25 protein-coding genes are annotated in these 23,232 nt (G+C 63.3%); 11 read left to right on the forward strand and 14 right to left on the reverse strand.

Annotated features, from left to right (window positions below):
* The first annotated feature begins 2 nt into the window (after nucleotides 1–2).
* From ASD50_RS09215 to ASD50_RS09225, 3 genes are read left to right on the forward strand one after another with little or no spacing between them, the layout of a single operon-like run.
* A complete protein-coding gene (locus ASD50_RS09215) occupies nucleotides 3–719 on the forward strand; it encodes an ABC transporter ATP-binding protein (protein WP_056239448.1) in 717 nt (238 codons plus the stop codon).
* Nucleotides 712–1,422 carry an urea ABC transporter ATP-binding subunit UrtE gene (gene urtE / locus ASD50_RS09220; RefSeq protein WP_056239450.1) on the forward strand — a complete coding sequence of 237 codons (711 nt, stop codon included), beginning with the start codon at nucleotides 712–714 and terminating at the stop codon, nucleotides 1,420–1,422. Before ASD50_RS09215 ends, urtE begins: the two co-directional genes overlap by 8 nt.
* A gap of 29 nt (nucleotides 1,423–1,451) precedes the next feature.
* A complete protein-coding gene (locus tag ASD50_RS09225) occupies nucleotides 1,452–2,441 on the forward strand; it encodes an acetamidase/formamidase family protein (RefSeq protein WP_056239452.1) in 990 nt (329 codons plus the stop codon).
* A gap of 175 nt (nucleotides 2,442–2,616) precedes the next feature.
* On the opposite strand, the gene leuB is transcribed toward ASD50_RS09225, so the two are convergent.
* The 4 genes from leuB to ASD50_RS09245 form a co-directional block, all read right to left on the reverse strand.
* Nucleotides 2,617–3,720 (reverse strand): 3-isopropylmalate dehydrogenase, encoded by a 1,104-nt coding sequence (gene leuB, locus ASD50_RS09230; RefSeq protein ID WP_056239456.1) that lies wholly within the window; start codon nucleotides 3,718–3,720, stop codon nucleotides 2,617–2,619.
* 90 nt (nucleotides 3,721–3,810) lie between these two features.
* Nucleotides 3,811–4,161, reverse strand: coding sequence for a VOC family protein (locus tag ASD50_RS09235; protein WP_056239459.1), 351 nt, complete (start codon nucleotides 4,159–4,161; stop codon nucleotides 3,811–3,813).
* Nucleotides 4,158–4,553, reverse strand: coding sequence for a RidA family protein (locus ASD50_RS09240; protein ID WP_056239463.1), 396 nt, complete (start codon nucleotides 4,551–4,553; stop codon nucleotides 4,158–4,160). The genes ASD50_RS09235 and ASD50_RS09240 overlap by 4 nt, the downstream gene beginning before the upstream one ends.
* A 33-nt stretch (nucleotides 4,554–4,586) precedes the next feature.
* Entirely contained in the window at nucleotides 4,587–5,426 is an 840-nt protein-coding gene (locus ASD50_RS09245; protein WP_156464991.1) for a hypothetical protein, read from the reverse strand.
* A 207-nt stretch (nucleotides 5,427–5,633) separates the two neighbouring features.
* Here ASD50_RS09245 and ade point away from each other — a divergent pair, with 207 nt between their 5' ends.
* The gene (gene ade / locus ASD50_RS09250; protein ID WP_056239465.1) at nucleotides 5,634–7,334 is read left to right on the forward strand and encodes an adenine deaminase; all 1,701 of its coding nucleotides are present in this window, start codon (nucleotides 5,634–5,636) and stop codon (nucleotides 7,332–7,334) included.
* A 29-nt stretch (nucleotides 7,335–7,363) separates the two neighbouring features.
* Here ade and leuD read toward each other — a convergent pair whose 3' ends face one another.
* The 6 genes from leuD to ASD50_RS09280 form a co-directional block, all read right to left on the reverse strand.
* Entirely contained in the window at nucleotides 7,364–7,969 is a 606-nt protein-coding gene (gene leuD, locus ASD50_RS09255; RefSeq protein WP_056239468.1) for a 3-isopropylmalate dehydratase small subunit, read from the reverse strand.
* Between the two features lie 123 nt (nucleotides 7,970–8,092).
* A complete protein-coding gene (locus ASD50_RS09260) occupies nucleotides 8,093–8,572 on the reverse strand; it encodes a glyoxalase superfamily protein (protein WP_244484471.1) in 480 nt (159 codons plus the stop codon).
* 999 nt (nucleotides 8,573–9,571) lie between these two features.
* Nucleotides 9,572–10,870 (reverse strand): L,D-transpeptidase family protein, encoded by a 1,299-nt coding sequence (locus ASD50_RS09265; protein ID WP_056239536.1) that lies wholly within the window; start codon nucleotides 10,868–10,870, stop codon nucleotides 9,572–9,574.
* 353 nt (nucleotides 10,871–11,223) lie between these two features.
* Complete coding sequence (locus tag ASD50_RS09270) at nucleotides 11,224–12,174, reverse strand: acetyl-CoA carboxylase carboxyltransferase subunit alpha (RefSeq protein WP_056239473.1); 951 nt, start codon at nucleotides 12,172–12,174, stop codon at nucleotides 11,224–11,226.
* A gap of 95 nt (nucleotides 12,175–12,269) precedes the next feature.
* Nucleotides 12,270–13,187, reverse strand: coding sequence for a site-specific tyrosine recombinase XerD (locus tag ASD50_RS09275; RefSeq protein ID WP_056239476.1), 918 nt, complete (start codon nucleotides 13,185–13,187; stop codon nucleotides 12,270–12,272).
* Nucleotides 13,188–13,217: 30 nt separating this feature from the next.
* Nucleotides 13,218–13,367, reverse strand: coding sequence for a hypothetical protein (locus ASD50_RS09280; RefSeq protein ID WP_056239479.1), 150 nt, complete (start codon nucleotides 13,365–13,367; stop codon nucleotides 13,218–13,220).
* 143 nt (nucleotides 13,368–13,510) lie between these two features.
* On the opposite strand from ASD50_RS09280, the gene ASD50_RS09285 reads away from it, so the two are divergent.
* From ASD50_RS09285 to ASD50_RS09295, 3 genes are read left to right on the forward strand one after another with little or no spacing between them, the layout of a single operon-like run.
* Nucleotides 13,511–14,122 (forward strand): shikimate kinase, encoded by a 612-nt coding sequence (locus ASD50_RS09285; protein WP_056239483.1) that lies wholly within the window; start codon nucleotides 13,511–13,513, stop codon nucleotides 14,120–14,122.
* Nucleotides 14,119–15,234 (forward strand): 3-dehydroquinate synthase, encoded by a 1,116-nt coding sequence (gene aroB, locus ASD50_RS09290; RefSeq protein ID WP_056239485.1) that lies wholly within the window; start codon nucleotides 14,119–14,121, stop codon nucleotides 15,232–15,234. The genes ASD50_RS09285 and aroB overlap by 4 nt, the downstream gene beginning before the upstream one ends.
* Entirely contained in the window at nucleotides 15,231–16,139 is a 909-nt protein-coding gene (locus tag ASD50_RS09295) for a transporter associated domain-containing protein (protein WP_056239489.1), read from the forward strand. Before aroB ends, ASD50_RS09295 begins: the two co-directional genes overlap by 4 nt.
* On the opposite strand, the gene ASD50_RS09300 is transcribed toward ASD50_RS09295, so the two are convergent.
* From ASD50_RS09300 to ASD50_RS09315, 4 genes are all read right to left on the reverse strand, one after another.
* On the reverse strand, nucleotides 16,087–16,797 hold the full coding sequence (locus tag ASD50_RS09300; RefSeq protein ID WP_056239493.1) for an aquaporin: 711 nt from the start codon (nucleotides 16,795–16,797) through the stop codon (nucleotides 16,087–16,089). The two genes, ASD50_RS09295 and ASD50_RS09300, sit on opposite strands and share 53 nt — an antisense overlap.
* Nucleotides 16,794–17,321, reverse strand: coding sequence for an arsenate reductase ArsC (locus ASD50_RS09305; protein WP_056239497.1), 528 nt, complete (start codon nucleotides 17,319–17,321; stop codon nucleotides 16,794–16,796). Before ASD50_RS09305 ends, ASD50_RS09300 begins: the two co-directional genes overlap by 4 nt.
* Nucleotides 17,318–17,689, reverse strand: coding sequence for an ArsR/SmtB family transcription factor (locus ASD50_RS09310; protein WP_056239500.1), 372 nt, complete (start codon nucleotides 17,687–17,689; stop codon nucleotides 17,318–17,320). The genes ASD50_RS09305 and ASD50_RS09310 overlap by 4 nt, the downstream gene beginning before the upstream one ends.
* A gap of 61 nt (nucleotides 17,690–17,750) precedes the next feature.
* Nucleotides 17,751–18,053 carry a BolA family protein gene (locus ASD50_RS09315; RefSeq protein WP_056239502.1) on the reverse strand — a complete coding sequence of 101 codons (303 nt, stop codon included), beginning with the start codon at nucleotides 18,051–18,053 and terminating at the stop codon, nucleotides 17,751–17,753.
* Nucleotides 18,054–18,199: 146 nt separating this feature from the next.
* On the opposite strand from ASD50_RS09315, the gene ASD50_RS09320 reads away from it, so the two are divergent.
* The 4 genes from ASD50_RS09320 to ASD50_RS09335 all read left to right on the forward strand — a co-directional run bounded on the left by ASD50_RS09320 (nucleotide 18,200) and on the right by ASD50_RS09335 (nucleotide 22,904).
* Complete coding sequence (locus tag ASD50_RS09320; RefSeq protein WP_056239507.1) at nucleotides 18,200–18,817, forward strand: J domain-containing protein; 618 nt, start codon at nucleotides 18,200–18,202, stop codon at nucleotides 18,815–18,817.
* Nucleotides 18,818–18,991: 174 nt separating this feature from the next.
* Nucleotides 18,992–19,978, forward strand: a complete 987-nt coding sequence (cobS, locus tag ASD50_RS09325; RefSeq protein ID WP_056239510.1) for a cobaltochelatase subunit CobS — start codon at nucleotides 18,992–18,994, stop codon at nucleotides 19,976–19,978.
* An 11-nt stretch (nucleotides 19,979–19,989) separates the two neighbouring features.
* Nucleotides 19,990–21,885 carry a cobaltochelatase subunit CobT gene (gene cobT, locus ASD50_RS09330; protein ID WP_056239513.1) on the forward strand — a complete coding sequence of 632 codons (1,896 nt, stop codon included), beginning with the start codon at nucleotides 19,990–19,992 and terminating at the stop codon, nucleotides 21,883–21,885.
* Entirely contained in the window at nucleotides 21,882–22,904 is a 1,023-nt protein-coding gene (locus tag ASD50_RS09335; protein WP_056239516.1) for an esterase-like activity of phytase family protein, read from the forward strand. Before cobT ends, ASD50_RS09335 begins: the two co-directional genes overlap by 4 nt.
* Nucleotides 22,905–23,232 lie beyond the last annotated feature (328 nt).

The raw sequence follows: 23,232 nt of genomic DNA on the forward strand, positions 1-23,232 counted from the left end.
CCATGGCCATGCTGCAGACCCACAATCTCAACAAGCACTTCGGCGGCCTGCACGTCACCGCCGATGTCAGCTTCCAGCTCGAGCCGGGCAAGATCCATTGCCTCATCGGCCCCAATGGGGCCGGCAAGAGCACCTTCTTCCGCCTGTTGCTGGGCGAGCACCAGCCGTCGAGCGGAACCATCGTTTTCGACGGCAAGGACATAACCCGGCTGAAGCCGTTTCAGCGCATAAACCAGGGCATGAGCGTCAAGTTCCAGGTGCCGGGCATCTTCGGGGCGCTCAGCGCGCAGCAGAACCTGCAGATCGCCCTGCAGCACCGGCTGGCATCCTTCGACCTCGATGCCGAAGTCGAAAGGCTGCTGGAGTTCCTGCAGCTCAAGGACGTCGCCGACCAGCTGGCCGGCAACCTCAGCCACGGCCTGAAGCAATGGCTCGAGATCGGCATGGCCATCTCGCTGAAGCCGAAGCTTCTCCTGCTTGACGAACCGACCGCAGGCATGTCGCCGGAAGAAACCTTCATGACCGGCGAGATCGTCAAGCAGCTCAACGCCGAGGGCATGACGGTGCTCGCCGTCGAGCACGACATGGCCTTCGTGCGCCAGGTGGCGGACCGCGTTTCCGTGCTGCATTTCGGCCGCATCTTCGCCGAAGGCACCATCGACGAGATTGTTGCCGACGAGCGGGTTGCCGCCATCTATCTGGGGCAGAGCCATGACTGACACCTTGCTCGACATCAAAGGGCTTCGGGCCGGCTATGGCGGCAAGCCCGTGCTGCAAGGCATCGACCTCAGCGTCTCCAGGGGCGAGATCGTCGCCGTCATCGGGCGCAACGGGGTCGGCAAATCGACCTTGATGAAGACCCTGATCGGCCTCGTCGAGAGCATGGCCGGAACGATACGGTTCGGCTCGACCGAACTGACCGGTTTGACGCCGTTTCGCCGGGCGCGGCTCGGCATAGGCTATGTCCCGCAAGGCCGCGACGTGTTTCCACGCATGTCGGTAAAGGAAAACCTCCAGGTCGGCGAATCCATGCGCGATCGCATCCCGGCCGATGTCTACGAGCGCATCTACAGCCTGTTCCCGATCCTGAAGGAAAGGGCCAGCCAGCAAGCCGGAACCATGTCGGGCGGCCAGCAGCAGCAGCTCGCCATCGGGCGGGTGCTGGTCGGCTCGCCGCAGCTTTTGCTGCTCGATGAACCGTCCGAAGGCATCCAGCCGTCCATCGTCCAGGACATCGGCCGCATCATCAAGCAGCTGAACCAGGAAAGCGGCATGACGATCATGTTCGTCGAGCAGAACCTCGACATGATCAAGGCTCTCGCCCAGCGCTGCTACGTCATGGACAAGGGGCGCATCGTCGCGCACGTGACCCCGCAGGAGCTTGAGGACCGCGACACCATCAGAAAGCACTTGGCCGTATAGCCGGCTAAGATCAACAAGGAGAGTACCGGATGTCCTGGCTTCAGAATTCGATCATGGCCAAGCGCGGCGTGGCCAAGGGAAAGGTCAACAGCACCCACAGCATGACGGAGGCCGATCAAGGCAAGTATCACTATGTCTACGGACCCTATGTCGAGCCGGTGCTTCGGGTCGATCCGGGCGCGGAGGTTTCGGTTGAAACCCATGACGCCTTCGAGGGCGCCATCAAAAGCGAATCCGACATTCCGAGCCAGATCCTCAACTTCCCTTACCTGAACCCGCAGAACGGCCCGATCTATGTCAACGGCGCCGAAAAGGGCGATTGCCTTGCCGTCTACATCAAGGAAGTCCGCCCGCGCGGCCCGCAGCCCTCAGGCACCACTTGCCTCATTCCCGAATTCGGCGGCCTCGTCGGCACCGGCGACACGGCCATCCTCAACGCGCCGCTGCCGGAGCGGGTCAAGAAGGTGCATATCGACGCCGTCAAGGGCGTGACCTGGAACGACAAGATCACCATTCCCTACGAGCCGTTCATCGGCACCATAGGCACGTCGCCGGAAATCGAGGCCATATCGGCGCTGCAGCCCGACTATTACGGCGGCAACATGGACCTGCCCGACGTCGCTCCCGGCGCGGTGGTCTACCTGCCCGTCAACACGCCGGGCGCTTTGCTCTACCTTGGCGACTGCCATGCGAACCAGGGCGACGGTGAGCTTTGCGGCGTCGCCATCGAGCATCCCACGGTCACGACGGTGCAGGTCGATCTTATCAAGAACTGGAACTTCAAGTGGGTCCGGCTTGAGAATGAAAAGGTCATCATGACCATCGGTTCCGGCCGGCCGATGGAAGATGCCGCGCGCATCGCCTATCGCGAGCTGGTTCGCTGGATGGCCGCCGACTACAAGTTCACCGAACTCGATGCCTACATGCTTTTGACACAGGTTGGGCGTGCCCGGCTGGGCAACATGGTCGACCCGAAATACACGATCGGCGCGTCGATCCTGAAGTCCTACCTGGCGTAATTTCCCCGCTCAAACGTCAACGCCGGCTGCCATGGCAGCCGGCGTTTGCGCATTTATCCGTCCGGTCGGTCTTAAAGCGTGCCGCGATCTTTCAGATTAGCTTAGCACGCTTTAACCGGTTGATTTTATGCATGTCTTTATCCCGAAACCGGTTCCCACTTTCGGGAGACATGCATTAGGCGAAAAACTTCGCGATGATGGCGTCGCCCATGGCGGTGGTGCCGACCTCGGTCTTGCCTTCCGACATGATGTCTCCGGTGCGCAGGCCGTCGTCGAGCACGGCTGCGATCGCCGCCTCCAGACGGTCGGCCTCGGCCACCATGTTGAAGGAATAGCGCAGGCACATCGCAAACGACGCGATCATGGCGATCGGGTTGGCGATGCCCTTGCCGGCGATGTCCGGAGCGGAGCCATGCACCGGCTCGTAAAGCGCCTTGCGCTTGCCGGTCTTGGCATCCGGTGCACCCAGCGATGCCGAAGGCAGCATGCCGAGCGAGCCGGTCAGCATCGCCGCCACGTCGGAGAGCATGTCGCCGAACAGGTTGTCGGTGACGATGACGTCGAACTGCTTGGGCCAACGCACCAGCTGCATGCCGCCGGCGTCGGCCAGCATGTGCGAGAGCTGGACGTCGGCATATTTCGCCTTGTGCGTCTGGGCGACCACTTCCTTCCACAGCACGCCCGACTTCATGACGTTGTTCTTTTCCATCGAGCAGACCTTGTTGGCGCGGGTGCGCGCCAGCTCGAAGGCGACGCCCGAAATGCGCTCGATCTCGAAGGTGTCGTAGACCTGGGTGTCGATGGCGCGCTTCTGGCCGTTGCCGAGATCGATGATCTGCTTCGGCTCGCCGAAATAGACGCCGCCGGTCAGTTCGCGCACGATCAGGATGTCGAGGCCCTCGACCACGTCCTGCTTCAGCGACGAGGAAGCGGCGAGCGCCGGGTAGCAGATGGCGGGGCGCAGATTGGCGAACAGCTCAAGATCCTTGCGCAGCCGCAGCAGGCCCGCCTCGGGGCGAACATCGTAGGGCACGCCGTCCCACTTCGGCCCGCCGACGGCACCGAACAAAACGGCGTCGGCGGCCAGCGCCTTCGCCATGTCGGCGTCGGAGATCGCCGCACCATGCGCATCATAGGCCGAGCCGCCGACGAGGCCCTCGTCGGTGGCAAAGCCGCTGCCCAGCTTGGCGTTCATCGCCGCGATCAGTTTCTTGACCTCGGCCATCGCCTCGGGGCCAATGCCGTCGCCGGCAAGCAGGAAGAGATTTTTCGAAGTCATGGAGAACCGTCCCGGAAGTTGCTTGAACCAGAAGTCACTGAACCGGGGCCTTGCTAAACGGCAAGCTGCCCTTGCGCAAGGGGAAGCCGTTCAGCGGTGCGAGAGGATATTGACCAGCTTGCCGAACGGGTCGCGCACATAGAAGCGGCGCACGCCCCACGGCTCGTCGGCGGGCCCATACTCAACGGCTATTCCTGCCTTCCTGGCTGCCGCCAGCACGGCGTCGACATCGTCGACCTCGATCGACAGGTCAGGCACCGGCGTCCCTGAACCGCCTTCGCTGGCGATGCTGACCTGCACGTTCATTTGCGCTGGACCGCCATAGGTTGCAATCCAGCCGTGATCCATCACCACGTCCAATCCGAGTAAGTCGCCGTAGAACCGTTTCGCTTCCGAAACGTCAACTGCCGCAATGTTGGCGATGATGCGCCGGACGCTCATGCCTTGCCGCTCGCGCTGCGTTTGAGCGCAGTCACTTCGATCTCGATCTTCATTTCCGGCGTGTTGAGGCCGCAGGTGATCATGGTTGCAGCCGGCCGTATATCGCCGAAATATGCGCCGAGGATCGGAAAGACGCGATCCACGTAACTTGCATCGGTGATGTAGTAATGCGCCCGCACCACGTCGGCGAGCTTGAAGCCGCCCTCGGCCAAAGCCTTGATGATCGTCTCAAGGCAGTTGCGCGTCTGCTCCTCGACCGTCTCGGGCATAGTCATGGTGGCATAGTCGTAGCCGGTGGTGCCGGAGACGAAGCACCAGTCGCCCTGCACCACGGTGCGCGAATAGCCGGCGGTCTTTTCAAACGGCGAGCCGGTGGAAATCAGTTTGCGCATGTGGCGTGTCCCTTCAACCAATCGCTGTCCCGCTTATTGCGGCGGCGCGAGCGCTGTCTTCATAGCCTCGCGCAATTCGCCGGGCCATGTCTTCAGCGCCGGCCATGCGTCCGGCTGGGCCTTGTCGGTCTGGCGGGCGAAATAGAGTTTCTTGCCCTTGGTATCGATCGCCATGAAGCCGTCGCCGCCACCGCAGGCATGCGGGATGCAGCCGCGCGCGTAGGCGATGCCGGACTTGGTCTTTTCGGTACCGCCGCCAACCAGCAGGCTGGTCGCCATCTCTGTCAGCCCGTCGCCGAGCAGTTTCTTCGCCTCGCCGTAAACCGCTTCGTTGTGGAAGGCGTCGATGATGTTGTCGTATTTCGCCGGATCGACATCGGCCCAGCCGGTGCCGGGGTCCGGCGTGTAGCTCAGCCTGCCGGCCAGCGCAAAGCCAGTCTGCGGCGACCATTTCCTGACATCGCCGGACGCGCCGGGCAAAAGCCACGGCACGAAATAGATCGCGTCGTCGCTGACGCCGGCGGGCGGTGCGCCGCAATCGTCCTCGCCGATGCTGGCCCGCTGGACATCCTGCCCTTCCGGCTTCCAAACCATCACCTTGGCGGGTCCGCAGGCATTGCCGCCATCGCCGGTGTCGAACAGCGCGACATCTGTGCCGCCGACCTTCACGATGCCGTTGAAATAAACAAAGTAGGCCTTGGCCAATTCCTTGCCGTCGAAGGACAGCGTCTTTTCGCCGTACTCTTCCGTCTGCGTGATCGTCAGCGTCCCGCCAGCAAACGGCACCGGCGCCGGCTTCTCCTCCTGCGCCTGTGCGGCGCTCAATGCGACAAGCCCAAGCGCTGCGGCAATCGTTGTTCTCCAGAATTTCATGGCGAGCTCTCCCGTTGCGGCGTTTCCGTCTCAAGCGTCGCGGCAAGTTAGGCAAGGCCGCAGCCCAAGTCCACCGTGCACCGACGCTTCCGCCAAGTCATGCGCCAGCCACGGCTGATGGCTTGCAACGGCTCCCGTTCTGGTATCGATTGCGGCGATGAGGGAAGGGCGCAATTTTGCGCGCGCCTTTGGCGGAGCAGGACAGGCATGAGCAGTTTGCTGGAACGGATGATCGACCAGGGCGTCGGGCGCGAGCCTGCCGACCTCGTGCTGAAGGGTGGGCGTTTCTTCGATCTCGTCACCGGCGAACTGGTCGAAAGCGACATCGCCATCTGCGGCGAGCGCATCGTCGGCACCTGCGGCAGCTATAGCGGCGCAAACGAGATCGACATCGCCGGCCGGATCGTCGTGCCGGGCTTCATCGACACCCATCTGCACATCGAATCCTCGCTGGTCACGCCGCATGAGTTCGACCGTTGCGTCCTGCCGCACGGCATCACCACCGCCATCTGCGACCCGCACGAAATCGCCAATGTGCTCGGCCTCCAGGGCATCCGCTTCTTCCTCGACAGCGTCGTCGAAACGGTGATGGACATCCGCGTCCAGCTGTCGAGCTGCGTGCCGGCGACGCATCTCGAGACCTCCGGCGCCGAACTCACCATCGACGACCTTCTCCCGCTCGCCCCGCACCCCAAGGTGATCGGCCTTGCCGAGTTCATGAATTTTCCGGGCGTGCTGGCCAAGGACCCCGTCTGCATGGCCAAGCTCGAGGCCTTCCAGGGTCGTCACATCGACGGCCATGCGCCGCTTTTGCGCGGCTACGACCTCAACGGCTACCTCGCCGCCGAAATCCGCACCGACCACGAAACCACCGCCGCCGAGGAGGCGCTGGAGAAATTGCGCAAGGGCATGCACATCCTCGTGCGCGAAGGCTCGGTGTCGAAGGACCTTGCCGCGCTGATGCCGATCATCACCGAGCGCAATTCACCCTTCATTGCGCTCTGCACCGACGACCGCAATCCGCTCGACATCGCCGATCACGGCCATCTCGATCACATGATCCGCACCGCGATCGCCGCCGGCGTCGAGCCGCTCGCCATCTACCGCGCGGCTTCGATTTCCGCCGCGCGCGCCTTCGGCTTGAAGGATCGTGGCCTTGTCGCGCCCGGCTGGCGGGCCGATCTCGTCGTTCTCGACACGCTGGCTGACTGCCACGCCGAAACGGTGCTGTCCGCCGGCCGCGTCGTTTCCGATGCCTTGTTTGCCAAGCGCAAACCGGTCGCCCCGGTCGGCCGCCACAGCGTCAAGGCGCACCGCGTCGCCGCTACCGATTTCCGCGCCGCATCCAACAGCGGCAAGACGCGCGCCATCGGCATCATCCCCGGCAAGATCATCACGGAGAGCCGGGAGTTCGACCTTGCCGTCGGCAACCACGGCGTCGAGGTCGATCTTGCCCGCGACGTGGTCAAGATCGCGGTGGTCGAGCGTCACGGCAAGAACGGCAACATCGCCACCGGCTTTGTGCACGGTTTTGGGCTCAAGCACGGCGCCATCGCCTCGACCGTCAGCCATGACAGTCACAACATCTGCGTGGTCGGCACCTCGGATGAGGATATCGCGGCGGCGGCCAACCGGCTTGGCGAAATCGAGGGCGGCTTCGTCGTGGTGCGCGACGGCAAGGTGCTGGCCGAACTTGCCCTGCCGATTGCCGGGCTGATGAGCCTTGCCGACTATGAAACGGTGCGTGACGAGCTAAGGGTGCTGCGCCAGGCCGCTTACGGCCTTGGCTCGACACTGGAAGAACCGTTCCTGCAGCTCGCCTTCATCGCGCTGCCGGTGATCCCTCATTTGAAGATCACTGACAAGGGCATGGTCGATGTCGACCGCTTCCAGATTATTGGTACCTGAACAGGCGCGAGTCCGGTTTCAGGCCTGATTTAAGCCCAGGGGCGCGACTCTGCGTTCTTCTTCTCGAAGCTGGCGATGGAGCCGGCCTTTTCCATGGTCAGGCCGATATCGTCGAGGCCGTTCAAAAGGCAGTGGCGCTTGAAGTCGTCGAGGTCGAACTTGACCACGCCGCCGTCCGGGCCACGGATTTCCTTGGCTTCCAGATCGACCGAGATGGTGGCGTTGGCGCCGCGCGAGGCGTCGTCCATCAGCTTGTCGAGGTCTTCGGCGCTGACCGTGATCGGCAGGATGCCGTTCTTGAAGCAGTTGTTGTAGAAGATGTCGGCGAACGAGGTCGAGATCACGCAACGAATGCCGAAGTCGAGCAGCGCCCACGGCGCATGCTCGCGGCTCGAGCCGCAGCCGAAATTGTCGCCGGCAACGAGGATCTGGGCGTTGCGGTAGGCCGGCTTGTTGAGCACGAAATCGGGGTTTTCCGAACCGTCCTCGTTGAAGCGCATCTCGGCAAACAGGCCCTTGCCAAGCCCGGTGCGCTTGATCGTCTTCAGGTAGTCCTTGGGAATGATCATGTCGGTATCGACATTGACGATTGCCAAAGGCGCTGCGACGCCGGTGAGCTTGGTGAACTTGTCCATGGCTTGTGCCCGTAGTGTCGTTGCGGGAATTGCTGAGCCACGCTTTACACAAAGGCGGCGGCAAAGAAAAGGCGGCCGTTTCCAGCCGCCCTTTTTGTAATTTTATGTCGCGCGAAACCGGTCTCAGGCCCGCTTCAGCTCCATCACGCCGGTTTCGGTGCCGGTCAGCCGGCGCGAACGCCCGTCAGCGCCCACCACCATCTGCACGCGCCGCCTTTCAGCGGTGAACAGTTGCGACGTCGCGGCATTGACCGGCGGGTTGAAGGCCACGGTCACGCGCCACAGGTCGGGCTTGATGGTCTCTTCCAGCCCGATGACGCGGCCACGCGCTTCGCGGCCATTGAAGGTGCCGGCAACCCGGTCGCCAACGGCAAACGGGGTCGTCCCGTCATGCTCGGCGGCGAGGGCGGGTTGTGCGACGAGCGTGTTCCAGTCGCGCACGCCGTTCTGCTTCGCCACCAGTTCCAGCGCCTTGGCGTGGGTTATGGCGATGCCGTCTTCGGCAAGTGCCGAGCGCAGCCGCTTGGCGCTCGCCTTGTGGACTTGCACGGCATCCTGGGCGTGAAGGGTTTCGGTATCGTATGTGGTTCGACCAATGGTCATGGCTTCGCTCCTTGCGATCGGTGAACGGCAGTCTTCGAACGGGTGTCCGCATTGCCGTTTCGGCCGTCACATCGACAGGGAAACGAAGTGATCGAGGGAAGCTTCACCAGGCCTTGAAAGGCTGCGGACGGCAGGGGCTTCCCGCCCTTGATGGCGCTCAGATAGGCATTGCGGACGAAAACGTCAATCTCGGCTCCGCGCCAGCGCCGGTACCTTACCCTCCCCTACGTGGGGAGGGTCGCGCCAAAGGCGCGAGGTGGGGGAGGAGTGGCACTTTCACTCACTTCTGGCACCCCCCTCTGGCCTGCCGGCCATCTCCCCCTCAAGGGGGGAGATCACGCGATTGCCATGCTTTCATCCGGTACTGAAGTCACAGAGGAGGCTGTAGCTTGACGCTGCCGATCTCCCCCCTTGAGGGGGAGATGGCCGGCAGGCCAGAGGGGGGTGTTGTTCTTGTGAAGATTCTGATCGCGTAGGGGACAAATCACGCCTTGAGGGGGAGATGGCCGGCAGGCCAGAGGGGGGTGTTGTTCTTGTGAAGATTCTGATCGCGTAGGGGACAAATCACGCCTCCCCACAAAATCCTTCACCCCATTTATCCCCACCGTCTCCGTCTCCCCCCATACTCATGCCATCGCCCTTGCGGGAGACCTGGTGCGCACCGGGTATCAGGGAGGGGCGACGGTGCCGGGCTGGTCGTCTGCGGTAGGCGGCTGGGTGATGAACCCCTAAGTTCGGCCCTCGAACCGGGCGCAGTGTTGCCCGCGGTTGCCGGCCATTGAGGCTGGAGCTGCGGCATGGCCGGTGCACTGGTTGAGGGAAGCCACCGGACGGGCGGCCGCAAGGCCGCACTACTTACCTAAACGAGCGACCGAACGGCCGCCCGTCCTCCCGACCTCTCAGATGAGGTCAGTTCTTTGACAATGGCCAGACGGCGTTAGCCGGGCGTGGCGATGAAAAAGTGTGATCCGCTGCCGATGTCCGGCCAGCGCCGGAAAATCAGCCGCCGAACATGCCGAGCAGCCGCTTCTTCAGCTTGGAAACCGTGCCGTCGGACTGTGCGGTCTGCACCTCGGCGGCAGGCGCTGCTTCGGCCGGCGGCTGGGCCGCGACCGTGGCGGGCTGTTCCTGGGCTGCCTTGGCGGCTGCCTTTTCAGCGGCAAGCTGCTGCTGGGCAAGCTCCTTGGCAGCCTTCGCCGCGGCTGCTGCTGCGATCTTTTCTTCCTCGGCCTTTTTCTTTGCGGCCTTCTCGGCGTCGAGTGCTGCCATCTTCCGCCCTGCCGGTGAATCGATGCGCCCCATGCGCGTTGTCGTTTCCGTCAGCGTGCCGTCGGAACTCAGCGACGGCGGCTCCATCGTCACGCGCTCGCCACGAGCCCGCTTGCGCGTCCAGTCCGAGACGATGTTTGCTTCCTTGAGACCGGCAATCGTCGGCCTTGGCGCCGGGATCGACGAATTTATGGCGCTGTTGAATGCTGCCTCATACGTGCTCTGGTAGGCGCCGTAAGCCATCTTCAGCGAATCGGGCTGGGTGGTGGCAGGGCACGTAGCGGACGGATTGAAGCTCTGGCCTTCGGCTGCGACCTGGTTGAAGACGTAGCGCTTCTCGCACACGTCCACCTTCGGCGGCACCTTGGTCACCTCGAAATTGTCGTAGCCGACCTTCAGCATCTTCCAGAACTCGTAGTTCGGGTCGTTGCGGTAGCGCGCCATGTTGGCTGCGGTCATGCGGAAGGGAAACGCCTGGATCTGGAACTCGGTCTGCCCGCCCTTGAAGGCGTCGCGGCCGAACGCATAGATCTCCTCGATCTGCGGATCGGTCATCGAATAGCAGCCGGACGACGAGCAGGCGCCATGCACCATCAGGTTCGAACCGGTGCGGCCGTTGGCGCGGTCATAGGCGTTGGGATAGCCGATGTTGAAGGCCAGATGATACTGCGAGTTCGGCTTCATCTGCGCCGGGCGCACCGTGTAGAAGCCTTCCGGCGCCTGGCGGTCGCCTTCGGTGTATTTCGGCCCGAGCTTGCCCGACCATTTGCAGATGTCGTAGCTGGCGATGATGTCGTAGCGGCCGTTGGTCTTCTGCTTCCAGATTTCCAGCTTGCCTTCTTCCTTGAAGATGCGGGCCATCACCGGCGCGGTCCGGCTCATGCCCTTCTTGCTCATCTCGGCAACGATTTTCGGCGAAAGCTGGCGGTTGGCGTGCTGCGGCGCGAAATCGCCGACGGACGATTCCGTGCAGCCGGCAACGCCGAGCGCCGCCACCAGAAGTCCAGCCTGAGCAAGTTTGGCGAACAAGGATGCCGTTTTCGTCATTTTTCCCATGCCCCCGGCATCAAGCCGGGCCGACCTACTGAACATCGACGGACCCTAAGCCCGTTAACCTTGAAAATTCCTTACCGCAAGTGGGACGAAAAGCCTCTCACTGCTTTGTCATTGGGCCAAACCGGCGGCATTTTTGTGGCGCGACCGGGCCGAGGGCCCTGGCGCTCTCGACGTACTCGTGGCGGAGACCATCTGGAAATTCGCTCTGGCGAGGCAAATGGTGAGGTTTTTGAGAACCGGAGCGGAGCGTACGTTAAGGTACGTGAGCACCGGAAGCGCAGAAAGCCGCATCAGTTGCCCGCCGGAGTAGAATTACCAAAGGTCTCCTAGAGGCTGCGGCCCATGGCGAGATATTTCTCGCGCCGCTGCTCGCGGAAATCGGCATTGGTGCCGGCAAATTCCTTCATCGTCTTCGCGATCAGGTCGCCGGTCGAGGCGATCACCGCCTCGGGCGCGCGATGCGCCCCGCCGAGCGGCTCGGGAATGATGGCGTCGATGATCTTGAGGCCGAGCAGGTCCTGCGCGGTGATCTTCATGTTGGTGGCGGCGTCCTTGGAACGCGTCGTGTCGCGCCACAGGATCGAGGCGGCGCCCTCAGGCGAAATCACCGAATAGATCGAGTGCTCCAGCATGTAGACCTTGTTGGCGGTGGCAATCGCGATCGCCCCGCCCGAGCCGCCCTCGCCGATAACCACCGAGATCGACGGCACCTTGAGCGCAAGGCAGGCCGAGGTCGAGCGGGCGATTGCCTCCGCCTGCCCGCGTTCCTCTGCGCCGACGCCGGGATAAGCGCCCGCCGTATCGACCAGCGTGACCAGCGGGATGCCGAAGCGGTCGGCCAGTTCCATCAGCCGCACCGCCTTGCGGTAGCCTTCCGGCCGCACCGAGCCGAAATTGTGCTTCAGCCGGCTTGCCGTGTCGGAGCCCTTTTCCTGGCCGATGATGGCCACCGGCTCACCCTTGAAGCGGGCAAAGCCGCCGACGATGGCCTGGTCCTCGCCATAGAGGCGGTCGCCGGCCATGGTGGTGAAGTCAGTGAACAGGCCCTTGATGTAATCGAGGCAGTGCGGGCGGTCGGGGTGGCGCGCCACCTGCACCTTCTGCCACGGCGTCAGCGCCTTGTAGGCATCGCGCAGTGCGTCGCGCGAGCGCTTTTCCAGCCGGGCGATCTCGTCTGCGACATCGACCGCCTCGCCGCTCTCCGCCAGTTTCTTAAGTTCGAGGATCTTGCCTTCGAGATCGGCAACCGGTTTTTCGAAGTCGAGATAATTGTACATTCGTGAGCTGACCAGTGCGCCGGAAACGACGAGGGTTGATGCCTGCCGCAAGATGAGCAGGCGCTAAATGTCGCCCTCACATAGCGGCATGAGCGCTAGTCGGCAAGCGGATGGTGGTCATTGACCAGCCGCACAAGCCTCTCCTCCAGCACGTGCGTGTAAATCTGCGTGGTCGAGATGTCGGCATGGCCGAGCAATTGCTGGACGGCGCGCAGGTCGGCGCCATTTTGGAGCAGATGGCTGGCAAAGGCGTGGCGCAGCACGTGCGGCGACACCTTGGCAGCCGATATCCCGGCCCGCGCGGCAAGCCCCTTCAGGTCGCGCGCAAACACTTGCCGGGCCAGAAATCCGGTATCGGACGCAGCCGGAAACAGGAACGGGCTTTCGGCGAAGGCGGGCGCCGTCGCCCGCACCGCCAGCCATACCTGCATCGCTTCGCGCGCCTTGCCCGACAGCGGCACCATGCGCTCCTTGTCGCCCTTGCCGCGCACCGCGAAAAAGCGCTCGTCGCGCAGCGCCACCGTCACCGGCAGGCTGACAAGTTCGGAGACGCGCAGGCCCGTCGCATAAAGCACCTCGACCAGCGCGTGCAGCCTGAGAGCGGCCACCTGCCCGGTTTTGCCGGGCGACGCGTCGGCGGCTTCCGCTGCTGCCCGGTCCAGCAGCTGCCCGGTCTCGGCCTCGCTCATCGTCTTGGGCAGCGGCCGTCCCTTTTTCGGTGCGTCGAGCGTGCCGGTCGGGTCGTCGCCGCGCAGGCCTTCGGCATAGAGGAACTTGTAGAACTGGCGCAGCGCCGAGAGCTTGCGTGCCTGCGAGGTCGATGCAAAACCGCGCGTGGCGACCCCGTCCAGATAGGCGCGGATGGCGGAAGTTCCGGCATCGGCCAGGCCGCCCGCAATCTCGCCTGAGGCGTCCTCGAGGTCGCGGCGGTAGGATTCCAGGGTATTTTTCGCTGCGCCCCGTTCGGCGCTCATCATCTCGAGGAAGGCTTCGATGCGGGCCGCGCTGTTCATTCGATCTAGGTCCCGACCCTCGGTTCCGCGCTATTTTTTCGGCAGGAGTTTTTCCGCCGGGATACGCACGCTGAGTTCTGCCTGCCTTGGCTCGACGAAGATCACCAGCGCGAACATCGCGCCATAGACGATGCCTGCAAGCACGGCGAGAGTGATGATGAAGCGGAACAGTGTCGGCATGAGCTCTGGTGAATCCTGACCCTGTTTCTTGCTTGCCGCCCGAATCTGTCTCCTTATGGGACGCCGTTTCGGGCATTTCAAGTCTACAGGCAGGCAACACGCAAGCTTGACGCAACCGGGCTTTTCATGTCGATACGCCAGCGATGAACGCTCAATCTGCTGTCGAAACCGATGTCGATCAAGCTGCCCTGCTGGAAAAGCTGGGCCAGCGCTCCATCGTGCTGGTCGGCCTTATGGGGGCCGGCAAGACGGCGATCGGCCGCAAGATTGCGACAGCGCTTGGGTTGGCTTTCATCGACAGCGACCAGGAGATCGAGGACGTCTCGCGCATGTCCATTCCCGAGCTGTTCGAACTTTACGGCGAGCCGGAATTCCGCGCGCTGGAACAGCGCGTCATTGCCCGTGTCCTCGAGGGTGGTCCGCAGATCCTCTCCACCGGCGGCGGCGCCTACATGAATGCCCATACGCGCGAAGCCATTGCGTCGAACGCGGTGTCGGTCTGGCTCAAGGCCGATCTCGACCTCTTGATGGAAAGGGTGTCGAAGAAGCAGAACCGGCCGCTGTTGAAGAACGACAACCCGCGCGCCGTGCTGGAGCGGCTGATGAACGAGCGCTATCCGGTCTATGCCCTTGCCGACCTGACGGTGGTGACGCGCGACGAGCGCAAGGAGGTCATCGCCGCCGAAGTCATCGAGGCGCTCGACAGGCATCTTTCATTGGCCAATGAAGTCGAGCCCAACGAGATGAAGCGATGAGCGCAGCCGTTACCGTCGAAGTAGGTCTGGGCGAGCGGGCTTACGATATCCTGATCGGGCCGGGCCTGCTTGCGAGCGCCGGCGCCGAGATCGGAAAGCGCCTTCCCGGAACCCGCACGGCCATCGTCACCGATGAAAACGTGGCCGCTGTTCATCTCGACACGCTGCAAGCCGGCCTTGCGGCAAGCGGCATCACGCCTGCGGTCATCACCCTTCCGCCCGGCGAAAAGACCAAGAGCTTCGACGCCCTGCAAGAGGTGGTCGACGGCGTCCTGGCGGCAAAACTGGAGCGCGGCGATGCCGTGATTGCGCTCGGCGGCGGCGTCATCGGCGACCTTGCCGGCTTTGCTGCCGGCATCGTGCGGCGCGGCATGAACTTCGTGCAAGTCCCGACCTCGCTGCTCGCGCAGGTGGACTCCTCCGTTGGCGGCAAGACCGGCATCAACAGTCCGCGCGGCAAGAATCTCGTCGGCGTGTTCCACCAACCCAGGCTGGTTCTGGCCGATACCGGCGTCCTCGACACGCTGCCGTTGCGCGAATTCCGCGCCGGCTACGCCGAGGTCGCCAAATACGGGCTGATCGACCGGCCTCAGTTCTTTGCCTGGCTGGAAAACAACTGGCAGGACATTTTCGCCGGCGGCCCCGCCCGTATCGAAGCGATTGCCGAAGCTTGCCGCGCCAAGGCCGATGTCGTGGCGCGAGACGAGTTCGAGACGGGCGACCGGGCGCTGCTCAATCTCGGCCACACCTTCGGCCATGCGCTTGAGGCGGCTACCCGCTATGACAGCGCCCGCCTTGTGCATGGCGAGGGGGTGGCCATCGGCATGGCGCTGGCGCATCGGTTCTCCAACCGCCTCAACCTTGCCAGCCCCGACGATGCTGCGCGTGTCGAGGCCCACCTCAAGGCGGTCGGCCTGCCATGGCGCATGGCCGATATTCCGGGTGATTTGCCGGATGCCGAGACCCTGCTGGGTTTCATAGCCCAGGACAAGAAAGTGCAGCGCGGCGCGCTCACCTTCATCCTGACGCGCGGCATCGGCCAATCCTTCATCGCAAAGGACGTGCCGACCTCCGAAGTGCTCTCCTTCCTCGAGGAGAACCATCCGGCATGAGCGAGGCGGGCTGGATCGTTGCCGGGTTGCTTGCGGTATCCGGCCTCGCCGCTTTCCTGCTGCGGCACCGGCTCGCACGAGCGGCAGGCTACGTTCCTGCCGGTCAGTCCCCAGTGGCAAATGGCGAGCGGCGCGAGGATGCCCAGCGCACCGGCAATGGCAGCCGGCCGGAAGACCGCAAGCTCGACGACCGCTTCGAACTCGACGAGCTCGAAGTCTCGGATGTCATGGTCCACCGCACCAACATGCGCTCGGTCAACGCCGACAACGCGCCGGAGGTCGTGGTGCGCGAGATCCTGCAGAGCCCGCACACCCGCATGCCGCTGTGGAAGGGCTCGCTCGACAACATCGTCGGCGTGCTGCACGCCAAGGACCTGCTGCGCGCCCTGAACGACGTCGGCAACGACTTTACCCAGATCGACGTCATGAAGGTCGCGGACAAGCCGTGGTTCGTGCCCGACACCACCACGCTTCAGGAGCAGCTCAACGCTTTCCTGCGCCGCAAGGCGCATTTCGCCATCGTCGTCGACGAGTATGGCGAGGTCGAAGGCCTGGTGACGCTGGAAGACATTATCGAGGAGATCGTCGGCGAAATCGCCGACGAGCACGACATCGACATGCAGGGCGTCAAGCAGGAGGCCGACGGGTCGGTCGTGGTCGAGGGCACGGTTGCGATCCGCGACCTGAACCGCGCGCTGGACTGGGACTTGCCCGACGAGGAGGCGACGACCATTGCAGGGCTCGTTATCCACGAAACGCAGTCGATCCCGGAGGAGAAGCAGGCCTTCACTTTCCACGGCAAGCGCTTCGTGGTCATGAAGCGCGACAAGAACCGCATCGCGCGGCTCAGAATCAGGCCGGCAAGCGTCGAGGCCGAGCCTCATTCTCCGAGGAAGCCGGAATAGGCCTGGGCCAGAAATACCGCGCCGCAGCGATTGCCATCGCCGCCCCGATCAGCTGGGCGACGACAAAGCCCGCGACATGCTGCGGCAGGATGCCGGCAGGCGTTGCCGAAAATGCGCGCATGACCGTCATCGCCGGATTGGCGAAGGCGGTCGAGGCGGTGAACCAGTAGGCAGCGCCGATATAGAGGCCGACCGCCACCGGCACCACGGTCGGAGCGCGGGCAACGCAGCCCAAAATGACAAGAATCAGGCCGAAGGTGGCGACCCCTTCCGCCAGCCATTGGCCGGACCCGGTACGGGCCGTGACCGCGATCTGCAGGACGGGCAGCTCGAACATGGCGTGCGCCGCCCACACCCCGATCAGGAAACCGGCAAGCTGGGCGATGCAATAGGGAGCGACGTCGCGCCATTTCAATTGGCCGTTCGCAGCAAAGGCGATGCTGACCGCCGGATTGAGATGCGCGCCCGACACCGGGCCGAGCAGCCAGATCAGAACCACCAGCATCGCGCCTGTCGAGGTAGACGTGACGAGAAGGGCAAGCGCCGCCGATCCGGGTGACAATTCGGCTCCCATGATGCAGGAGCCCACTATCGTAGCGAGCAGGAAGGCCGATCCGAGCGCCTCGGCGACCAGCCGTTTGAAAAGCGGTTCGCTCATGGCCTGTTACCCGCCGATGGTGATGCGCCCTCCGCCTTGCCGATCTCGACGAGGTGGCTTTTGACAGTGAGATGATCGAGCTTGTCGAGCGGCAAGGCAAGAAACAGCGAAATACGTGTCTTCATGTATTTGAACGCCGTGACAAAAGCCGTTTCCTTTTCGATGTCGGTTCCGGCAACGTGCGATGGATCGTCTATGCCCCAATGCGCGGTTGCGGGATGACCGGGCCAGACCGGGCATTGTTCGCCGGCCGCATCGTCGCAAACGGTGAAGATGAAGTCCATCGACGGGGCATCTGCACCGGCAAATTCATCCCAGCTTTTCGAGCGCAAATCATCCGTCGGATAGCCGTAGCTATCGAGAACTTTCAGGGCGAACGGATTGACCTCGCCCCTGGGATAGCTGCCCGCCGAATAAGCCCTGAAGCGCGGTGCGCCGTCCTTTCGAAGGATGCCTTCGGCCAGGATGGAGCGCGCGGAGTTTCCGGTGCACAGGAAAAGTACATTGAAAGGTCGAACGGTCATGACGGAATTGTCCGGTTGGTGGTTGGGTTGTCGGGGCTACAGCATGGCGCGAGCTTGCTCAGAAGCGGCGCACAAACTTCCGGCTTGCCTTCGCAGCAGTCCGTGAGCAGGAACAGCACCAGTTCGTGAAAGGACGTCAGTTCGGCACGATAGAGAATTGAGCGGCCTTGCCGCTCGCCACAGACCAATCCTGCTCGCATCAGCACTGCCAGATGCGCCGACATCGTGTTTTGTGGAACGCCGCTCAAACGCGCCAGTTCGCCTGCGGCGATACCTTGCGGTCCGGCCGACACCAGTGCGCGGAAAGCGTCGAGGCGGGTGGGTTGGGCTAGCGCCGAGAGCGCATCGATTGCGGCTTGTGTATCCATATATCCAGAATAATGGATATGTATGACGGCTGCGTGACGGCGAGCTACACCACCGCCGGCCTCACCACCTTGTCGCTTCGCCGGGCGCCGCCGCCTCGACGGCGAGCGCATGCAGGCCTGCCTTGAATTCGGCATCGAGGGCGGCGTTGACGGCGCGGTGGCGATCGACCCGGCTCATGCCGGCAAAGGCGGGTGCGACAATTCGTACCCTGAAATGCGTTTCGCCCTCGCCGTCGAACTTGGCGACATGGCCGTGCTCGACATGGTGATGGCCCGCATGCAAATGGCTTTCATTGATCACCACCAGCCGATCCGGCGAAAAAGCCTTGGCCAGTTTCGCTTCGATCGTCGCCTGTATGGACATCGCCGTTATCCCTCACCACATAGGCGTTACCGCCAAAAAAGAATTCGCCGCTGTCAGCATTAAGCCGTGATTCAGCGGTTAGGGGGAACAATCGCGAAAATGTCAATTCTTGTTTCGCACCGGCGATCGGCTCATACATCGGTCAAATGAAAGCGTACCCGAAATATTTCGAGAAGATTCGAATCCGCCCCGAGAAGGACGCGGAATTGAAGTCTCGTGCGCCAGCCTGCCAGTGGGACGGCTGCAAGGAGCCAGGTACCCATCGCGCGCCGGTCGGGCGTCTCAAGGAAGGCGAGTATTTCAAGTTCTGCTTCGACCATGTGCGCGAATACAACAAGGGATTCAACTACTTCTCCGGTGTCTCGGACAACGAGATCGCCCGCTTCCAGAAGGAAGCGATGACCGGCCACAGGCCGACATGGAAGATGGGCGTCAACGGTAGCGCACGGTCCGCGCCGGATTTCGCTCAGGCCCGCTCAGGCCGCGCCGGTTACCACAACCGCATGCGCGACCCGTTCAACCTGTTCAACGATCCGCGCGACCACGGCGCGCCGCGCGAGCGCAAGACCAAGCCCCTGGAAACCAAGGCGCTCGAAACGCTCGGCCTCGACGCAAGGGCAACCGGCAAGGACATCAAGGCGCGCTACAAGGAACTGGTGAAGCTCCACCATCCGGATGCGAACGGCGGCGACCGGGGTTCGGAAGACAGGTTCCGCGACGTACTCCAGGCCTATCGCGTGCTCAAGCAGGCGGGCCTGTGCTGAGCGGGATTCGGGTTGAACCGCGCCAGACCGCAGCGCGGGCACAGCCGAGCCTAAAATGAGGTCCAGCCCCATTTCCAACTTTCATCCGGTTGGAAAAGGCTCTAAACCCGCCCGCGAGGAAAATTTGTTGCCGGCGAAGCGCGCGCATTCGCCTTCGGGAGACGTTAAGACGTTATGAACAAGGTCGATCGCGATATTGCCAACCTGCCGGACACCACGGTGTCGGTGAAGGACAAATTCGGCTTCGATTCGAAGATGGTCGTGCCTGCCTATTCGGCCGCCAGCGAGCATGTGCCGGACATCGATCCCGACTATCTGTTCGACAAGGCCACCACGCTCGCGATCCTGGCCGGCTTTGCCTACAACCGCCGCGTCATGGTCTCCGGCTACCACGGCACCGGCAAGTCGACCCACATCGAGCAGGTCGCGGCCCGCCTCAACTGGCCGTGCGTGCGCGTCAACCTCGACAGCCACGTCTCGCGTATCGATCTCGTCGGCAAGGACGCCATCGTGCTGCAGGACGGCCAGCAGGTCACCGAGTTCCGCGACGGCATCCTGCCCTGGGCCTACCAGCACAATGTCGCGCTGTGCTTCGACGAATACGATGCCGGCCGCCCGGACGTGATGTTCGTCATCCAGCGCGTGCTGGAATCGTCCGGCCGCCTGACGCTGCTCGACCAGAGCCGCGTCATCCGCCCGCACCCGGCCTTCCGCCTGTTCGCCACCGCCAACACCGTCGGCCTCGGCGACACCACCGGCCTCTACCATGGCACCCAGCAGATCAACCAGGCCCAGATGGACCGCTGGTCGATCGTTACCACGCTGAACTACCTGCCGCACGATAACGAGGTTGCCATCGTGCTGGCCAAGGCCAAGCACTATCGCGACGCCAAGGGCAAGGACATCGTCAACAAGATGGTGCGCGTCGCCGACATGACGCGCTCGGCCTTCGTCAATGGCGACCTCTCCACCGTCATGAGCCCGCGCACGGTCATCACCTGGGCCGAGAACGCCGAGATCTTCGACAATGTCGGCATGGCCTTCCGCCTGACCTTCCTCAACAAGTGCGACGAGCTTGAGCGCGCCCTTGTGGCCGAGTTCTACCAGCGCGCCTTCGGCGAGGACCTGCCGGAAAGCGCAGCCAACGTCGTGCTCGGATAATCAAGACGCCGATGGCGGGACCGGGCGACAACACACGCAGCAAGCCGAAAACGGGCTCTGAGGCAGACAGCTTCAAGCGCGCCATAACGGTGTGCATGCGCGCCATTTCCAACGACAAGGAAATGGAAGTCGCCTTCGCCAAGGACAAGCCGGCCCTGGCCGGAAACCGGGCGCGGCTGCCGGAACTGCCGAAGAAGGCCTCGAAGACCGATATTGCCGTCACCCGCGGGCTTGGCGATTCCATGGCGCTGAAGCGCGCCTGCCACGACCAGCGCATCCACACCCGCCTTGCCCCGGAAGGCAAGCTTGCCCGCGCCATCTACGACGCCGTCGAGCAGGCGCGCGTCGAGGCGATCGGCTCGCGCGCCATGGCCGGTGTCGCCGACAATATCGGCGTCATGCTGGAAGACAAATACGCCAAGGCCAATCTGGCCGAGGTTCGCGAACAGGCCGATGCCCCGCTGGAGGAAGCGCTAGCGCTGATGGTGCGCGAAAAACTGACCGGGCGCGCGGTGCCGAAGAGCGGCGAACGCATGGTCGAGCTGTGGCGCGACTGGGTCGAGGAAAAGGCCGGCGCCGACCTTGAGGGGCTTTCCGACAAGCTTGGCGACCAGCAGGCGTTCGCCCGCGTCGTGCGCGACATGCTGGCCTCGATGGAGATGGCCGAGGAACTCGGCGACGACCAGGAAACCGAGGACACCGAAGACAGCGACGACGACCAGCCGCAGGGCGAGGATCAGAGCGAAGAAGGCGGCGAGGACGATTCCGGCTCCGAGGAGTCCGAGCCCGAGGATGCGGACTCTTCCGACGACGACGACGAGGCTTCGGAAACCGAAGCGTCCGAAGCGACGTCCGAAGACCTGTCCGACGAGGACGAGGACGACGCCGAGACGCCGGGAGAAGCCCGGCGCAACGACAACCCCTTCAACAATCTGTCGAAGGATGTCGACTACAAGGTCTTCACCACCACCTTCGATGAGACCGTCGGCGCCGATGACCTGTGCGACGAGGAGGAGCTGGACCGGCTGCGCGCTTTCCTCGACAAGCAGCTTGCCAATCTCTCCGGCGTCGTCGGCCGCCTCGCCAACCGCTTGCAGCGGCGCTTGATGGCGCAGCAGAACCGCTCGTGGGATTTCGACCTCGAGGAAGGTTATCTCGACCCGGCGCGTCTCGTGCGCGTCGTCATCGATCCGATGCAGCCGCTTTCCTTCAAGCAGGAACGCGACACCAAGTTCCGCGATACGGTCGTGACCCTGGTGCTCGACAATTCCGGCTCGATGCGCGGCCGCCCGATCACCGTTGCCGCCACCTGCGCCGACATCCTCGCCCGCACGCTGGAGCGCTGCGGCGTCTCGGTCGAGATCCTCGGCTTCACCACGCGTGCGTGGAAAGGCGGGCAGGCGCGTGAAAAATGGCTGAAGGACGGCAAGCCGGCCAATCCGGGCCGTCTCAACGATCTGCGCCACATCATCTACAAATCCGCCGACGCGCCGTGGCGTCGCGCCCGCCGCAATCTCGGCCTGATGATGCGCGAAGGGCTTTTGAAGGAAAACATCGACGGTGAAGCGCTGCTTTGGGCGCATCAGCGCCTCATCGCCCGGCCCGAGCAGCGCAAGATCCTGATGATGATCTCCGACGGCGCACCCGTCGACGATTCGACGCTTTCGGTGAACCCCGGCAACTATCTGGAGCGGCACCTGCGCGCCGTCATCGAGCTGATCGAGACGCGCTCTCCCGTGGAACTGCTCGCCATCGGCATCGGCCATGACGTCACCCGCTACTATCGCCGCGCCGTCACCATCGTGGATGCCGAGGAACTGGCGGGCGCCATGACCGAGCAGCTTGCGGCGCTGTTCGAGGAGGAGCATTCGCACGATCGCCGGGGCGGCCTCAGGCGGGCTGGATGATCAGGGCGCATCGGCTACTGGCAGCCGCATTTCTGTTTGTTTTTTCAGGCCTTCATTGCCAGACTTCGGCATTCGCCGACGAACGCGCGCCCGTCGAAGCCGTCGAGGTATCCACCCGTCCGGTAACGCAGTTCCGCATCGGGCGGGACGAGAAGGATTTCGGCCCGCTGGAATTTGTCGGCGGCCTTGAAATGACCGCGCCGGCGCGGGCTTTCGGCAGCATGTCGGCCATGCGCTTCCTCAAGCCTGGCAGCGATTTCATCGGCGTGGCCGATACCGGTTTCTGGTTCTTCGGCAGCGTTGTCCGCGATGCCGAAAAGCGCCCTTCCGGCATCAGCGACTTCCGCATGCAACAGATGGTGGACCGCAACGGCAAGCCCGTCGACATCAAGTGGGAAGTCGATGCGGAGGGCCTGGGCGTCAAGGACGGCGTGGCCACCGTCGGCTTCGAGCGCGATCATCGCGTCAGCCAGTTCAGGATCGAGCCTGGCGGTATGGGTCCTGTCTTTGCAAACATCGATTTCCTCGTCCCTGCCCATGAATTGCGCCAGAACCGGGGCTTCGAAACCGTGGCATGGTCAAGTCCGGCGAGCCCCTTGCAGGGCGCGCTGGTGGTGGTCTCGGAAAAGAGCCTCGACAAGGCGGGCAACATCTTTGCAGCCGTGCTCTCCGGCCCCCACAAGGGGGTTTTCACGGTCGAACGAGAAGGCGGCTTCGACATCACCGACGGCGCTTTCCTGCCCGGCGGCGACCTGCTTTTGCTCGAACGCAGCTTTTCGATAGGAAGCGGCGTCAGGATGCGGCTGAGACGCATTGCAGGCGATAGCATCGCCAGGGGCGCACTGGTCACCGGAACGGTCTTGCTGGAAGCCGATATGTCCTACCAGATCGACAACATGGAAGCGCTCGACGTCTGGAGCCGCGAGGACGGCGCCACCGTCGTCTCGCTGATGTCGGATGACAACCAGTCGATCCTGCAGCGCAATCTCTACCTCGAATTCGTCCTGCACGACGACTGAGCACCCCTCCGCTTCGTCATCCCGTAACCCGGCCGAAGCAAGGCGTCCCAACTTCGTCATCCCGGAATTCGCTTTCGAGCGGAGCGAGGAAGGAATATCCGGGATCCATTCCGTGACATCGCAGCATTACTCTGGACACCAGCGCGCTTATTCTCCCCTTTTGATGAGGAGGCTCGATCCGGTTGCCGATCGAGTGCCTCGTCAGCCACCCCCCTCTGGCCTGCCGGCCATCTCCCCCTCAAGGGGGGAGATCGGCAGCTTCAAGCTACAGCCTCCTCTGTCATTTCAGTGCCGGATGAAAGCATGGCAATCTTGGTAATCTCCCCCC

This window comes from Mesorhizobium sp. Root552 (genome assembly GCF_001427285.1).
In the GTDB taxonomy this organism is placed as follows: domain Bacteria; phylum Pseudomonadota; class Alphaproteobacteria; order Rhizobiales; family Rhizobiaceae; genus Mesorhizobium.

Bases quoted from the DNA above. Each gene is read 5' to 3' on its own strand.
- ASD50_RS09310 (WP_056239500.1), bottom strand. From the start codon at position 17,689: ATGGATACACAAGCCGCAATCGATGCGCTCTCGGCGCTAGCCCAACCC.
- ASD50_RS09300 (WP_056239493.1), bottom strand. From the start codon at position 16,797: ATGAGCGAACCGCTTTTCAAACGGCTGGTCGCCGAGGCGCTCGGATCG.
- ASD50_RS09335 (WP_056239516.1), top strand. From the start codon at position 21,882: ATGATCAGGGCGCATCGGCTACTGGCAGCCGCATTTCTGTTTGTTTTT.
- ASD50_RS09320 (WP_056239507.1), top strand. From the start codon at position 18,200: ATGAAAGCGTACCCGAAATATTTCGAGAAGATTCGAATCCGCCCCGAG.
- ASD50_RS09235 (WP_056239459.1), bottom strand. From the start codon at position 4,161: ATGAGCGTCCGGCGCATCATCGCCAACATTGCGGCAGTTGACGTTTCG.
- ASD50_RS09225 (WP_056239452.1), top strand. From the start codon at position 1,452: ATGTCCTGGCTTCAGAATTCGATCATGGCCAAGCGCGGCGTGGCCAAG.
- ASD50_RS09215 (WP_056239448.1), top strand. From the start codon at position 3: ATGGCCATGCTGCAGACCCACAATCTCAACAAGCACTTCGGCGGCCTG.
- ASD50_RS09275 (WP_056239476.1), bottom strand. From the start codon at position 13,187: ATGAACAGCGCGGCCCGCATCGAAGCCTTCCTCGAGATGATGAGCGCC.
- urtE (WP_056239450.1), top strand. From the start codon at position 712: ATGACTGACACCTTGCTCGACATCAAAGGGCTTCGGGCCGGCTATGGC.
- ASD50_RS09270 (WP_056239473.1), bottom strand. From the start codon at position 12,174: ATGTACAATTATCTCGACTTCGAAAAACCGGTTGCCGATCTCGAAGGC.
- ASD50_RS09240 (WP_056239463.1), bottom strand. From the start codon at position 4,553: ATGCGCAAACTGATTTCCACCGGCTCGCCGTTTGAAAAGACCGCCGGC.
- ade (WP_056239465.1), top strand. From the start codon at position 5,634: ATGAGCAGTTTGCTGGAACGGATGATCGACCAGGGCGTCGGGCGCGAG.
- leuB (WP_056239456.1), bottom strand. From the start codon at position 3,720: ATGACTTCGAAAAATCTCTTCCTGCTTGCCGGCGACGGCATTGGCCCC.
- ASD50_RS09305 (WP_056239497.1), bottom strand. From the start codon at position 17,321: ATGACCGTTCGACCTTTCAATGTACTTTTCCTGTGCACCGGAAACTCC.
- leuD (WP_056239468.1), bottom strand. From the start codon at position 7,969: ATGGACAAGTTCACCAAGCTCACCGGCGTCGCAGCGCCTTTGGCAATC.
- ASD50_RS09280 (WP_056239479.1), bottom strand. From the start codon at position 13,367: ATGCCGACACTGTTCCGCTTCATCATCACTCTCGCCGTGCTTGCAGGC.
- aroB (WP_056239485.1), top strand. From the start codon at position 14,119: ATGAGCGCAGCCGTTACCGTCGAAGTAGGTCTGGGCGAGCGGGCTTAC.
- cobS (WP_056239510.1), top strand. From the start codon at position 18,992: ATGAACAAGGTCGATCGCGATATTGCCAACCTGCCGGACACCACGGTG.
- ASD50_RS09245 (WP_156464991.1), bottom strand. From the start codon at position 5,426: ATGAAATTCTGGAGAACAACGATTGCCGCAGCGCTTGGGCTTGTCGCA.
- ASD50_RS09295 (WP_056239489.1), top strand. From the start codon at position 15,231: ATGAGCGAGGCGGGCTGGATCGTTGCCGGGTTGCTTGCGGTATCCGGC.
- ASD50_RS09315 (WP_056239502.1), bottom strand. From the start codon at position 18,053: ATGTCCATACAGGCGACGATCGAAGCGAAACTGGCCAAGGCTTTTTCG.
- cobT (WP_056239513.1), top strand. From the start codon at position 19,990: ATGGCGGGACCGGGCGACAACACACGCAGCAAGCCGAAAACGGGCTCT.
- ASD50_RS09285 (WP_056239483.1), top strand. From the start codon at position 13,511: ATGAACGCTCAATCTGCTGTCGAAACCGATGTCGATCAAGCTGCCCTG.
- ASD50_RS09260 (WP_244484471.1), bottom strand. From the start codon at position 8,572: ATGACCATTGGTCGAACCACATACGATACCGAAACCCTTCACGCCCAG.